Annotated in this window: 14 protein-coding genes; 2 read left to right on the forward strand and 12 right to left on the reverse strand. The window is 48.9% G+C overall.

Annotated features, from left to right (window positions below; translation table 11 throughout):
• Window positions 1-5 precede the first annotated feature (5 nt).
• The 10 genes from G441_RS0114640 to ccmA are packed head-to-tail and all read right to left on the reverse strand — an operon-like array spanning window position 6 to window position 7,814.
• Window positions 6-794: an MlaA family lipoprotein gene (locus tag G441_RS0114640; RefSeq protein WP_026377048.1), complete on the reverse strand. Its 789-nt coding sequence runs from the start codon at window positions 792-794 to the stop codon at window positions 6-8.
• Entirely contained in the window at window positions 791-2,023 is a 1,233-nt protein-coding gene (gene ccmI, locus G441_RS0114645) for a c-type cytochrome biogenesis protein CcmI (RefSeq protein ID WP_034475278.1), read from the reverse strand. The genes G441_RS0114640 and ccmI overlap by 4 nt, the downstream gene beginning before the upstream one ends.
• Window positions 2,023-2,478, reverse strand: a complete 456-nt coding sequence (locus G441_RS0114650; protein ID WP_034475279.1) for a cytochrome c-type biogenesis protein — start codon at window positions 2,476-2,478, stop codon at window positions 2,023-2,025. Before G441_RS0114650 ends, ccmI begins: the two co-directional genes overlap by 1 nt.
• Entirely contained in the window at window positions 2,475-3,065 is a 591-nt protein-coding gene (locus G441_RS0114655; protein WP_026377051.1) for a DsbE family thiol:disulfide interchange protein, read from the reverse strand. Before G441_RS0114655 ends, G441_RS0114650 begins: the two co-directional genes overlap by 4 nt.
• On the reverse strand, window positions 3,065-5,068 hold the full coding sequence (locus G441_RS0114660) for a heme lyase CcmF/NrfE family subunit (protein WP_026377052.1): 2,004 nt from the start codon (window positions 5,066-5,068) through the stop codon (window positions 3,065-3,067). Before G441_RS0114660 ends, G441_RS0114655 begins: the two co-directional genes overlap by 1 nt.
• A gap of 2 nt (window positions 5,069-5,070) precedes the next feature.
• Window positions 5,071-5,535 carry a cytochrome c maturation protein CcmE gene (gene ccmE / locus G441_RS0114665; protein ID WP_026377053.1) on the reverse strand — a complete coding sequence of 155 codons (465 nt, stop codon included), beginning with the start codon at window positions 5,533-5,535 and terminating at the stop codon, window positions 5,071-5,073.
• A gap of 6 nt (window positions 5,536-5,541) precedes the next feature.
• Window positions 5,542-5,751 (reverse strand): heme exporter protein CcmD, encoded by a 210-nt coding sequence (gene ccmD / locus G441_RS0114670; RefSeq protein WP_026377054.1) that lies wholly within the window; start codon window positions 5,749-5,751, stop codon window positions 5,542-5,544.
• Window positions 5,741-6,508: a heme ABC transporter permease gene (locus G441_RS0114675; RefSeq protein WP_026377055.1), complete on the reverse strand. Its 768-nt coding sequence runs from the start codon at window positions 6,506-6,508 to the stop codon at window positions 5,741-5,743. Before G441_RS0114675 ends, ccmD begins: the two co-directional genes overlap by 11 nt.
• A complete protein-coding gene (gene ccmB / locus G441_RS0114680) occupies window positions 6,508-7,155 on the reverse strand; it encodes a heme exporter protein CcmB (RefSeq protein WP_034475281.1) in 648 nt (215 codons plus the stop codon). The genes G441_RS0114675 and ccmB overlap by 1 nt, the downstream gene beginning before the upstream one ends.
• Before the next feature lie 17 nt (window positions 7,156-7,172).
• Window positions 7,173-7,814, reverse strand: coding sequence for a cytochrome c biogenesis heme-transporting ATPase CcmA (ccmA, locus tag G441_RS0114685; protein ID WP_240485149.1), 642 nt, complete (start codon window positions 7,812-7,814; stop codon window positions 7,173-7,175).
• Between the two features lie 147 nt (window positions 7,815-7,961).
• Between ccmA and fliK the strand changes: the two genes are divergently transcribed.
• Both fliK and G441_RS0114695 read left to right on the forward strand, forming a co-directional pair.
• Window positions 7,962-10,196 (forward strand): flagellar hook-length control protein FliK, encoded by a 2,235-nt coding sequence (gene fliK, locus G441_RS0114690; RefSeq protein ID WP_026377058.1) that lies wholly within the window; start codon window positions 7,962-7,964, stop codon window positions 10,194-10,196.
• The gene (locus tag G441_RS0114695; RefSeq protein ID WP_026377059.1) at window positions 10,193-10,510 is read left to right on the forward strand and encodes an EscU/YscU/HrcU family type III secretion system export apparatus switch protein; all 318 of its coding nucleotides are present in this window, start codon (window positions 10,193-10,195) and stop codon (window positions 10,508-10,510) included. The genes fliK and G441_RS0114695 overlap by 4 nt, the downstream gene beginning before the upstream one ends.
• Window positions 10,511-10,622: 112 nt before the next feature.
• Here the strand turns inward: G441_RS0114695 and recA are convergent, their stop codons facing one another.
• Complete coding sequence (gene recA / locus G441_RS0114700; protein ID WP_026377060.1) at window positions 10,623-11,657, reverse strand: recombinase RecA; 1,035 nt, start codon at window positions 11,655-11,657, stop codon at window positions 10,623-10,625.
• A gap of 174 nt (window positions 11,658-11,831) precedes the next feature.
• Window positions 11,832-12,320 carry a CinA family protein gene (locus G441_RS0114705; protein WP_026377061.1) on the reverse strand — a complete coding sequence of 163 codons (489 nt, stop codon included), beginning with the start codon at window positions 12,318-12,320 and terminating at the stop codon, window positions 11,832-11,834.
• Window positions 12,321-12,340 lie beyond the last annotated feature (20 nt).

Consider the following 12,340-nt stretch of genomic DNA (forward strand, 5'->3'; position numbering starts at 1 on the left):
GTTTCTTAATCGATGTCCTCTAAAAACTCTTCGAAAGCCGCTTCATCAAACTCTTCTTCCTCGTCACTGATTTCGCCGTCTTTTACTTTAAACTCAAGATTTTGGAAATAGGCACTTCGCACAAACGCGTACGCATCTGGCGAGTTACGCAATGCTGCGTCCTGTGATAACACAGCAGCGCGCGACTCGAGTGCGCCAATGGCTACCCTTGCAATGTTAAATGGCGTGTTCAGAATGGTTAACGGCCAGTAAAGGTTGTCGACGACATCGCCGCTAAAGCTGCGCACATCTGATGGTCCAAGAGCCGGTAGCATCACGTACGTACCTGTATCAGCCCCCCATACTCCCAGCACTTCGCCAAACGCCTCTTCCTGACGCTCAATTCCGATCGCACCAGCCACATCGAACAGCCCAAATACGCCAACCGTTGAATTCAATATAAAGCGAGCAAGGCTATCAAGTCCTTGTGATGGTTTACCCTGTAACATGTTATTAATGGTATTTGAGGGTTCGTTCAGGTTATCAATCGCATTTCGCAATCCGCTGCGCACAAAATCGGGCGTCACGGTGGTATAGCCTATGGTCAATGGTCTGAGAATATACTGATCGAGAATGTCATAGTTAATGTCCCACATTAAGCGGTTAACAGACTCTATTTTATCTCTGGGATCACCGCCCTCGTCAGCAAACTGTTGCTTATTCGCCTCGGCTTGCTGCTGAGCAGTGTGATTAGACGCACAGCCACTCGCTAACATCAATAGCAGCAATAAACTTCCTGTTCTGATAATACTCACAATATTTCCTCGTTTATGGTGATAGATTGCTGACTCACTTCTCCAATTATGACCTCGGCTTCAGCCATCCCTTGTAGCTCACCTGTCGCAATATCAACGTTTTGATCCATGGAGACGCGTGCAACAAGCCTGGCTCGCTGCAATTGTGATACGCGGAATGTTGGCATCATGGCATCTGCATCGGTCAGCAACACTGTTGTGGGCAGCGATCCAAGTGCTGTTTTCACCACCGCTGCGGGCATCCGCGCTTCACTCATGGCATCTTGAGCAAAAACAAATAACGTTGCCTGTGGCGGAAGTTTCTCCTTCAACGTGGCGTCAATATCGACCACCACTTCAAAACCTGTCTGTGGAGAGGCAGCATTGCCGTTTTCATCCGGATACAAGCGATTACGAAGTGATACCAACATAGGATCGCTTGCCGGTAGCTTATCTTTCACTTGGGCAAAGTATTGTCGTGCCACATCCAGATTGCCAGTCTCGACACTGGCCACAACCAACATTAACTTGGCGTTGTCATTTTCCGGATCAATATTCAGCAATGTATTCAGCACAGTGACGGCACGACGCTGTGAGGCCTTATCACCGGTCATCACCAACGCCTGACCAAGACTACCGAGCACACCGGTATTATTGGGTTGGATAGTCAGAGCTTTATCGAAAGCCTGAATGGTTTGCTCCATCTGCCTGACGGATAAATACAATCTTCCCAGCAACATCCATCCTGTTGCATCCTGCCTGCCCTGCCTCTCGTCGTCATGCAAACGCTTTCGCAGCGCCAGTGCAAAATCTTGAATATCAGACGGCTGAATAGACGGGTCTGGATTCATTACGATACGCTCGCTGAGCTCTGTCAGTCGATCCTGCGCGTTATGCAATGTTGCGAGACCTTCCAACTGATTTGAATACCAGTATACGCCGGCGCCGACTATCAGCGCTAACAAACCGCCAGAAGTTAGCACCAATGAGGGCGACGTGCTCGCTGCACGAGCATTGTTTTGTTCATCGACCAGCGCCAGCTTGAGCTCTTTGATCGCCTGCGCTTTATCCTCAGCGCTGATAAGCCCTTGCTGCTGTTCTTTTTCCAACTCGTCCAACCGCTGGCGCACAATCTGTGTATTGCTCATGACATCCTGTGACTGACGTCCACCTTGCCGTAACCACGGCAACGCCACAACAAGCAGCAGAGCGGCTAGCATGGCTACCGCCAACAACCAAAAAACCAACATTATTCTTTCTCCAACAGCTTGTCGGCCTTGGCGAGACGCTCAGCCTCATCGACCAATGGAGGTTGTGACTTCCTGCGCGCAATGACCAACGCAGCGAATAACACAAAGATCACAGGTAACGCCCACAGCCACACGGTTGCGGCAGTAACCGGGGGTTGATAGTAAACAAAATCCCCGTAGCGGTCTTTCATGTAGTCTATCACTTGCTCCCGGCTATAACCTTGTTTCAGCAGCTGCGCGACTTTGCGTCGCATATCATGAGCAATCATCGCATCAGAATCAGCAATATTCTGGTTCTGGCACATCGGACAGCGAAGTTCAGCAGTAAGGTCTAAAAACAGCATACGTTGTTGTGGGGTCTCAAACTGATAGTTATCTTCAGCCGCAAACGTTTGCAAACTTAAGGTCAACAACAAACCGCATAAACCCAATAACAGCATTAAGCGAATGTTCATGGCATACCTACCTGAATATCACTGCTGAGTTGCTGATACATGGGTGCGAATTTACTTCGCCACACGCGGGAATTAAGGTCGCCAATATGGTGAACACGAACGACCCCGTTGTGGTCAATCAAGAAGGTTTCAGGCGCGCCTGTGACGCCCAAATCAAGCGATAAATCGCGATACACGTCATAAATATTGAATTGATATGGATTGCCTAAATCGCTGAGCATGTCGGTGACTTCCTGCTGCACCTCAGACAGCGTTTTATCACCAAAATCCGGGTCCAGATCCTGGTCATAATATAAACCCACAATGCGCACACCCTGCTCGCGCAGCGATGTTAGATAAGGTAGCTCCACCGCGCAGGTCACACACCACACGCCCCACACGTTTAATAAGGTCACCTGACCATTAAACACATCCGGGGTATATGTAGTTTGCGGCGCCATCAAATCTGGTAAGGAAAAATCCGGAACCGGATTATCCAGCACCATCGATTGCCGCTCACGAGGATTGGAATACAAACCTTGATACAAAAACACGGCAATCAACATAAACAAGCCCAGCGGCAGAATAAAAAGGCCCAGCTTTTTCATTATGCTTGCCTCGCTTCAGTAGCGTGATCTGTAGGATGACGCTGAGATTTTGCCTGCTTGAGCGCCTTGGCCATGCGATAGCGTTTGTCGCACATTGAACACACACCGCCGATAGCCATAATGGCTGCTCCAAGCCAAATCCATACGACGAAAGGTTTATAATAAACGCGTACCGCCCAGGCACCATCATCCAGCGGTTCGCCTAGCGCAACAAACAGATCGCGAATGAGGGTTGAATGGATCCCCGCCTCCGTCATGGTGGTGCGCTGTACCGGATAGAAGCGTTTCTCAGGCTCCAAATGGGCAACAAATTCACCATTGCGGTAGACATCAAAAATGCCCCTGTCAGCAGAGTAGTTAGGGCCTTGCACGTCGACAACCTTATCAAACTGTATCTGATAGCCTGCTATGTCTATCTGGTCACCGGCGAGCATTCTGACATCACGCTCCTGTTCGTAATTGCTGACCAGGGTGATACCAATAAGACAGACGGCAAATCCCACGTGCCCAAGCACCATACCCCAGTGACTGGGCGTAAGCTTTCGCAATTTCACGAAAACAGGCTGCTCATCAGGCATTGCGTTCACCCGCTGCATGACTTCTTGCATCGTAGTGATGAAGATCCAAACGCTCATCACCAGACCCAATGCAGCCAAGTAAGTGGGACTTTCATAATTGAAATTCAGCAGCACGCCAGCAGATAAACTTAAGCCGAACGCAGTTAGCATATGCGCTTTCAGGTCACTGGCTTTCTGGCGTTTCCAACGGGTAAGCGGACCAATCCCTAAAAACAGTACAAACGGCACGATCAAATAGGTAAACATCTGATTAAAAAATGGCGCGCCGACAGAGATGGTCCCCATCCCTAATTCTTTATGTACCAGTGGTAACAGCGTGCCAAGCAGTACAACAATCGTCGCTGCACACAAGAAAATGTTATTGCCCATTAACATTACTTCGCGCGACATAAGCTCATAGCGTCCGGCACTGTGAAGCTGAGGGGCACGGATGGCGTAAAGGGTCAACGACCCCCCTATCACCACCAACAGGATAGCCAGAATGAACAGCCCCCTGGTCGGGTCAGATGCGAAGGAATGCACCGATACCAAAATACCGGAGCGTACCAGGAAGGTCCCCAGCAAACTGAGTGAAAAAGCCGCAATCGCCAGTAACACCGTCCATGACTTAAAGACTTTACGTTTCTCCGTGACTGCCAGACTGTGCATTAATGCAGTGCCTACCAGCCATGGCATAAATGACGCATTCTCGACAGGGTCCCAGAACCACCAGCCGCCCCAGCCCAATTCGTAATAGGCCCACCAACTGCCAAGCGCAATGCCTAAGGTTAAAAAACCCCAGGCAGCAATTGTCCAGGGTCTTGACCAGCGCGCCCAGGTTGAATCCAGCTGTCCGGAAATCAGGGCCGCAATAGCAAAAGCGAATGCCACTGAAAAACCAACATACCCCATGTAAAGCATAGGCGGATGAATGATCATGCCGAAATCCTGCAACAGTGGATTCAGGTCACGACCATCAACGGGATAAAACGGTAACAGCGATTCAAATGGGTTGGATGCCAGCAGCATAAACAGATAAAAGCCCATTGCCACTAAGCCTAGGATAGACACTACTCTGGCAACCATCTGTAAAGGGATCCCTTTGGAAAAGATGGCCACCGCCACTGTCCACACTGAGAATATCAGCACCCACAACAAAAACGAGCCTTCGTGACCTCCCCATACGGCGGTGATCTTATAGTAAATAGGCAGCTTGCTGTTGGAGTGATGAGCCACGTAGGCGACACTAAAATCATCTACTACAAAAGAATAGGTCAGACACAGGTAGGCAATCAGCGTAAACATAAAAAGCCCGATTGCCAGCGGTTTGGCCAGCAGCATCATATTTTGATGCTGGCGATGCGCACCCCACATGGGATACACCGCCATCAGAATAGACAGCACCAATGCAATGGTGAGTGATAGGTTACCTAGTTCCGGGATCACAATTAATAACTCGCGTCGCCAGGTTTAACATGTTTAATACCCTTAAGCTGCTCAGCCAGTTCGGGCGGCATGTACTCCTCGTCATGCTTGGCGAGTACTTCGTCAGCCACAATATGATTGGCGGCTTGTAATACACCTGTGGCGACAATGCCTTGCCCTTCACGAAACAAATCGGGCAGGATGCCGTTGTAGCTAACGGTCACAACGGGGCCGGTGTCCACCAAATCAAAACTGACTGCCAGACTTTCCTGATCGCGCTGAACCGTGCCCGGTACAACCAGACCACCGACGCGCAAGCGTTGACCGACCACTGGCACTGCGCCGTTTTTCCCATCGACGATTTCAGACGGCGTATAGAAAAGGTCAATATTCTGATTAAGCGCATAAAGCATGAGTCCTACTGCAGAGCCAATAACCAGCACCACTGCAGACACCGCTAATAAACGTTTTTGACGTCTTGGATTCATATTTACCTAACTTGATGATGTATTTGAATGCCTTGCATCGCGAATGCGCTGACGGCGTCCTTGTTCACGCTTAACCTGTTGCTCGAGATAGCGACGAGCCAGAACTGACTCGATTGCAATCGCTCCCATCGCAATCCCTGTGACAAGAAAGGAAGACCAAACGAAAAATGCATAGCCGCCCATATTCCAAAATGCGGCCCAACTGTCAAACTGCACGATGGTTGTCTCCCTGCTGCTGCGACTCGCTTAATAGTTTGATCACCCAGGGGCGATGAAGTTCGCGGCGAAGAATTTCATTTTTTAATCTGACCGCACTCACTGCGGCGATGAATAATGCGAAACCGACCAAGTTGATTAACAGAGGCCATAGCATTTCAGGTGCGATAGAAGGTTTCGCAAATTTGGTGATAGTGGCGCCCTGGTGCAGAGTATTCCACCACTCGACTGAATAATGAATGATCGGTAGATTAATCACGCCTACCAGCGCCATAACACCTGAAGCTTTGCCAGCCTGCTGTTTATCGTCAAACGATTTGTACAACGCGATGACGCCAAGATATAAAAACAATAAGATAAGCTGCGAGGTTAGACGGGCATCCCACACCCACCAGGTACCCCACATAGGCTTACCCCAGGCTGCACCAGTAAAAAGAGAAATGAACGTCATTACCGCGCCAACCGGCGCAATGGCGATCATCGTCATGAAGGCCGTACGCCACTGCCACACCAGTCCAACGAACGCCGCAATGGCCATCGCCAGATACGCCCCCATGCTCATCAGCGCGCTAGGAACATGAATATAGATGATCCGGAAAGAATCACCCTGCTGGTAGTCCGAAGGAGCAAACATGAGTCCCCACACTGTGCCGACAATCAATGTCAGTAGCGCTCCCCATACAAACCAGGGAAGCAACGTATTACACAGTGCGTAAGCTCGCTCAGTTTTAGCGTATGGATGTAACCACGACCACATCAGTTTTGACTCACTCGTAATGCATAGGCTATGGCGAAAGGTGCCAAACCAAGTGCGAACAACAACATGGCGCCAATAATAGCAAGTTGCGCCGTGTAGGGTAATTGCATCGCCGCCGAATCTACCGCCGACGTGGCAAAAATAAGTAACGGAATAAACATCGGCAACAACAGTAACGCCAATAATACGCCGCCCCGATTCAACCCTACCGTTAATCCTACGGCAATTGCACCAACAAGGCTCAAAAGCGGCGTGCCCAATATCAGTGTTGCCAATAATGCCCAGAACATAGGGACGGTAAGATTCAAAAACAAGGCGAGCAGTGGCAGCATCAGCAGCAGAGGCAAAATTGCCGTAAGCCAGTGAACGGCGACTTTAACCAATGCGACAAGGGGTAAGGGAATATCTGAGAGAATAAGCTGTTCCAGTGAGCCGTCGTGAAAATCGTCGCGGAATAGTCTGTCCATACCCAATAAGGACGAAAGTATTGCAGCAACCCAAATTACGCCTGGGCCGACCTTTTGCAGCGTTTCCGGTCCTGGACCGATACCTAAAGGAAACAACGTGATCACCAGGACAAAAAACATCAGAGGCTGCATTAACTCTGCGCGCTGCCGAAACGCTAGCGCCAAATCCCGCCTGAACATTGATACGATTGCTAAGCTCAAATTCTATACTCCAGCATGATTTCAGCATCGCAAACAATGTACGTTGGTGGCTGATGAGAGGTCATCAACACCGCCCCACCATCTTTAACGTGATGAGAGATTTTACGTTCCAATAATTCAACACCATGTGCATCTAGCGCAGTAAAAGGCTCATCTAGCACCCACAAAGAGGCGTGAGGTTTTAACCAAAGTCGCGATAATGCAACTCTGCGCAACTGTCCTGCCGACAACTGATTGCAAGGCACATCCTCCAGACCAACCAGGCCGAGTGTGGCCAGTACCTGCCAAACTTCCTGCTCTGAGACAGAAACGCCGTGCTGCTGGCACCAGTAAGAAAGATTTTCTGTGGCATTGAGGGTGCCGTTAATCCCTGGCTTATGTCCGAAGTAGATACTGTCAGCAGCAAATTCCGACCGCACCTGTTTTAGCGGCGTTCCACGGTACAGTACATCACCGCCATCTTGAGCTGATAATCCCACCAGAATACGCAGCAAACTGGTTTTCCCGGCGCCATTAGGACCGCGCAAATAGACGCATTCCCCGGCACGTAGTGACAGCGACAAATCCTCGAATAATACCCGGTCACGCTTGATACACGTCAGGGACTGACCTGACAAAACGGGGATTTCAGATGACAAAGGCTTCCCTTTATAACGGCTTACACAAAACGCGCTGCATATTAGCACAGCAAAGTGAGATCTGACATTGCTTGTAGGAATCGCTTAGCTTCCATATTTTTAGCAGACAATGCTCGACTCCGCGCTCACAGTGCCGATAATAACAGCATGGCCGAGATCCCAAGTTCACCTCAGTTGACGTTACAACAAGCGTTGCAAACGCTGGCGTCAGCTTCCAGTACGTCGCCACTGCAAAAAATGGCGGTGCAGGTCGTTGTGAATCATTTAAGCGGTAAACAGCTAGGATTGCGGATTGGCAATACTAAAATTGACCTCCCAATCAATTCTGGCGCAGATCTTACTTCGTTGCGAAGTACACAGTCATACCAGGGAGTGTTGACGGTTAGCTCACCGCCACCTCCACCCAATCCGTCACAACTTACAGCAAACGCCACGCAGAGTGGCATGCCTGCCAAAGTTATTTTGGAGCTTTTTGAAGCCACGCCTTCCTCTCGCCCGGTGCCACTTAATCAGCAGCAGATTGCATCGTTAATGCAGTACATCGCCAGTGCGTCTGATAATCCGGTTAAACAACTCTTACCATTGCGTACCGAAGCTAAAGTGGTAAGTGAAAGGATGCAGTCTGTATCCCTGCGCATTGAATCTGTTGCTGGAAAAGCGATTACGCCACCTGTTGATGTGACAGTAAAAACACCGTCAATGGCAGGTCGCACGAGTAAACCTGAGGGTAATGCCACGATTTCTGGTTCCTCATCATCCAATGCAATAAAGCCAACACCTACATCGTCTTACCCAGACCCGACTGTTCCGTCGCTAAGAAAGGGTGATATGGTGCAACTGATCATTCAATCCGCCAAAGGCCAATGGCAGCATCGTATTGTCAGCAAAGCAGAGACACCGCTTAAAGAAAGTAATCCAAAAGAACCAGGTAATGTCAGCAAAGACGGGAAAAGTAATGCAGACAAGCCGTTAAACACAAGCCTAGCCACCAGTAGGCCCGTGCAACTTGCACCACGTGATGTTGCCGCGATAATAGGCAAGGCTATGTCACATACGTCTCCCGCCAACCATGCGCAGATCACATTTCCCTTAAAAGATTTACCTCCAGCGTTAAAAAATGCATTTTACAACAATACGGCGTTTCAACGTTTGGTGAAACCAGAAAGCAATGTTGTCACCCTACAGCTCAGTCGGACGCCATCGCTTGTTACCTCAACGGCGAACAAAGTCGCGACGATTCCATTACCAGATAATAACGTCGCCAAGGTGCTCAATGCTGCAAATCTGTCGCTAGCATCCGGTAAAGCTGTTGCACCACCATCTATGAATACGCCCTTGATTACCCAGTATAATGCTGGTTTACTCGATAAAGTCAGCCTTAACTCAATCAATCATAAACCGCCTTCACAGGCAACCACGTCTGTCGAAGCATCCGCCGTTGGTTTACTGAAAAATGCGCTACAAAATCAGCAAGGGACAGACAAGATAGAGACACTGCAGCGTTTTTTAAAAGCTGAGCACGTGTCTGGTGCACAGTTATTGTCTCAAATTACAAACCTTCAGACGGCTACTGCAGACATGAATGTGTCCCGTGACGCCAGTCACATACTAAAAGATCTGGCCGAACTACTACCTAATCCACAAAAGGTCAGTGCCGATAGTATCCGAAGCCTATTGCAAACGCCCGGTTTGGTTACGTCACCGACACAGATATTACAGCCTTCAACTCCGAGTCAGTGGTTAAATGGTTTGTTGACGATGGTAAATATCGCATTGCAGAGCAGACAGTCTCGTGGGCAAGCTGACACCATTGAAAGACTGGCAACGCTATTGTCTTCAGCTAGCAAGCCAGAAAGTGTAGCTGGAACCAGCCGTCCAAATGTTGCTATAGATCTAGGCTCACAAGATCAGCGCGCTCAGTTAGTGCGAGCGCTGAGTCAGTTACTCAATGGACATCTGTCACATAAATTACGCAGTGCCGAGCAAGTTTCTCAAGGGGTAGAATCATTTTACTATGCTCTACCCCACTTCACCGGACAGAAATTCAAAGATGTAGAACTGCTGATAAAACGTGAGCCTGAAAAGGAGTCGGACAATAAGCGGTCAGGGAGTGAGCGTAAGTCATGGAATCTGACACTCAAATTATCCGTTGGTGAACTTGGTGAAATGCTAGCAAAAGCAACCGTTACTCAAGAACAGATAGAGCTTAATTTATACACAAGCAACACCGGGCTGCGAGATACGGCACTTAACTTTCTACCTATGTTAAAAAGGCGATTGGAACATCATGGTCTTGCTGTGGTAACTGCGCAATGTCAGCTCGGAAAAATTCCATCACACTTACAGCAACATCCCTATCAGATATTCGAGACATTAGCATGAGCGATAAGCCGCAAAAACCTAAAAGTGCAGTGGGTATCAAATACGATTCTGGCTCAGACAATGCGCCGACGATCATTGCCAAAGGATTTGGAGAGCTTGCTGAAGAGATCGTTGCCCTTGCCGATCAGCACGGTGTACTTATTCATGAAGATCCTTATTTAAGTGAGTTTCTAGCTCGTATGGACCTGGGACAGGAAATACCCGATTCCCTCTATCATGTTATCGCAGAGCTCATTGCGTTTTCTTATGTGCTACAGGGCAAGTTTCCAGACAGCTGGAATAACATGCATAAACATGTTGATGACAACGTTTAATAGTAAGTACAGACACATAAAAAAGCCCACCTGCTGACAATCCAGTGGTGGGCTAAGAAGCCGGCTAGGGAATAGGTCGGCTATGTGCTAAATAGCGAATAGACGTTGCTACTTAAAGTGGTGACTCAGCTTCCGCTGGCGCGTCATCTTGCGCTTTCTTGGTAAGCAGCAGTTCTGCGCGTATCTTCTGTTCCAGGTCTTGAGCAATTTCTGGATTATCTTTCAGATACTTCACTACATTTGCTTTACCCTGACCAATACGATCACCGTTATAGCTGTACCAGGCGCCTGCTTTTTCGACTAATTTTTGTTTAACGCCAAGGTCGATAAGTTCGGCTTCTTTACTGATACCAGCGCCATACATGATTTGGAACTCAGCCTGTTTAAACGGAGGTGCCACCTTATTCTTAACAACCTTAACCCGAGTCTCGTTACCTACCACTTCGTCGCCTTCCTTTATCGAACCAATACGACGAATATCGAGACGAACTGAAGAGTAGAATTTCAGTGCGTTACCACCGGTTGTGGTTTCTGGCGAGCCGAACATCACGCCAATTTTCATGCGGATCTGGTTGATAAAGACACACAGCGTGTTAGAACGCTTCACGTTGGCGGTCAGTTTACGCAGAGCCTGTGACATCAGACGCGCCTGCAGTCCGACGTGAGAGTCACCCATTTCACCCTCAATTTCCGCTTTAGGCGTCAAGGCTGCAACCGAGTCAACAATAACCACATCGACCGCACCGGAGCGCACCAGCATGTCACAAATTTCCAGCGCCTGCTCACCGGTATCTGGCTGAGATACCAATAATTCATCGATATTCACACCGAGCTTTTCGGCATAGACCGGATCCAATGCGTGTTCTGCGTCAACGAACGCACAGGTCTTTCTAGCACGCTGCGCTTCAGCGATAACCTGCAGGGTTAAGGTTGTTTTACCTGATGATTCCGGACCATAAATTTCCACAATACGACCGCATGGCAAACCACCGATTCCCAACGCAATATCAATCGTTAACGAGCCTGTAGATATAGCCTCAACGTCCATTGCCTGGTTGTCACCCAGACGCATAATTGACCCTTTACCGAATTGCTTTTCGATTTGCCCTAATGCGGCAGACAGAGCGCGGGATTTGTTTTCGTCCATCTCGGAACCTCTTGATACGTTTTTTGCCAATTTTGCTAACCGGGGTTAACCAGACCACAACTTAGCGCTGGTTAGTTGTCTAATGTGATGTGAAGTATACTGTATAATTATACAGTTACAAGTACAGTTTTTCTGATTTCGGATTTTAATCGCGATGATTAGTAGAGACCAGCGTCAAGAAGGGATCACACTCAAAAGATGTTGTAGCGCAAAGCGAATAGTCTGTTCGCGAACCAGGTGCCGGTCACCATCAAAATGCTGTTTGAGCGTCGTGAGTGTACCATCGACCTGGAAACCAAACCATACTGTGCCAACCGGTTTATCATCACTGCCGCCATCTGGTCCGGCAACACCACTCACCGCGACGCCAACCTCTGCATTAGCGGCTTGGCAGACACCGCTGACCATTTTTTCGACAGTGTGTTTAGAGACTGCCCCGTGAGTTTGCAAAATGTGCGGGGAGACAGACAGCAGATTTTGCTTGGCATCATTACTGTAGGTCACGAACGCCTGCCGGAACCATTGTGAACTTCCAGAGCGACTTGTGATCGCGTATGCTATGCCTCCGCCGGTACAGGATTCAGCAGTAGTGACTGTCCATCCTTTGGCGCAGAGCTTGTCGCCCAACAGTGACGCCAGCTCGATAATGTCATTCGATAACATCGTTAATCATCATAACTAAA

Origin of the sequence: Aestuariibacter salexigens DSM 15300 (assembly GCF_000429145.1) — a bacterium.
Classification (GTDB): Bacteria; Pseudomonadota; Gammaproteobacteria; order Enterobacterales; family Alteromonadaceae; genus Aestuariibacter; species Aestuariibacter salexigens.

Bases quoted from the DNA above. Each gene is read 5' to 3' on its own strand.
- G441_RS0114655 (WP_026377051.1), bottom strand. From the start codon at position 3,065: ATGAAAAAGCTGGGCCTTTTTATTCTGCCGCTGGGCTTGTTTATGTTG.
- ccmI (WP_034475278.1), bottom strand. From the start codon at position 2,023: ATGTTGGTTTTTTGGTTGTTGGCGGTAGCCATGCTAGCCGCTCTGCTG.
- fliK (WP_026377058.1), top strand. From the start codon at position 7,962: ATGGCCGAGATCCCAAGTTCACCTCAGTTGACGTTACAACAAGCGTTG.
- recA (WP_026377060.1), bottom strand. From the start codon at position 11,657: ATGGACGAAAACAAATCCCGCGCTCTGTCTGCCGCATTAGGGCAAATC.
- ccmB (WP_034475281.1), bottom strand. From the start codon at position 7,155: ATGTTCAGGCGGGATTTGGCGCTAGCGTTTCGGCAGCGCGCAGAGTTA.
- ccmE (WP_026377053.1), bottom strand. From the start codon at position 5,535: ATGAATCCAAGACGTCAAAAACGTTTATTAGCGGTGTCTGCAGTGGTG.
- G441_RS0114695 (WP_026377059.1), top strand. From the start codon at position 10,193: ATGAGCGATAAGCCGCAAAAACCTAAAAGTGCAGTGGGTATCAAATAC.
- G441_RS0114675 (WP_026377055.1), bottom strand. From the start codon at position 6,508: ATGTGGTCGTGGTTACATCCATACGCTAAAACTGAGCGAGCTTACGCA.
- G441_RS0114705 (WP_026377061.1), bottom strand. From the start codon at position 12,320: ATGTTATCGAATGACATTATCGAGCTGGCGTCACTGTTGGGCGACAAG.
- G441_RS0114650 (WP_034475279.1), bottom strand. From the start codon at position 2,478: ATGAACATTCGCTTAATGCTGTTATTGGGTTTATGCGGTTTGTTGTTG.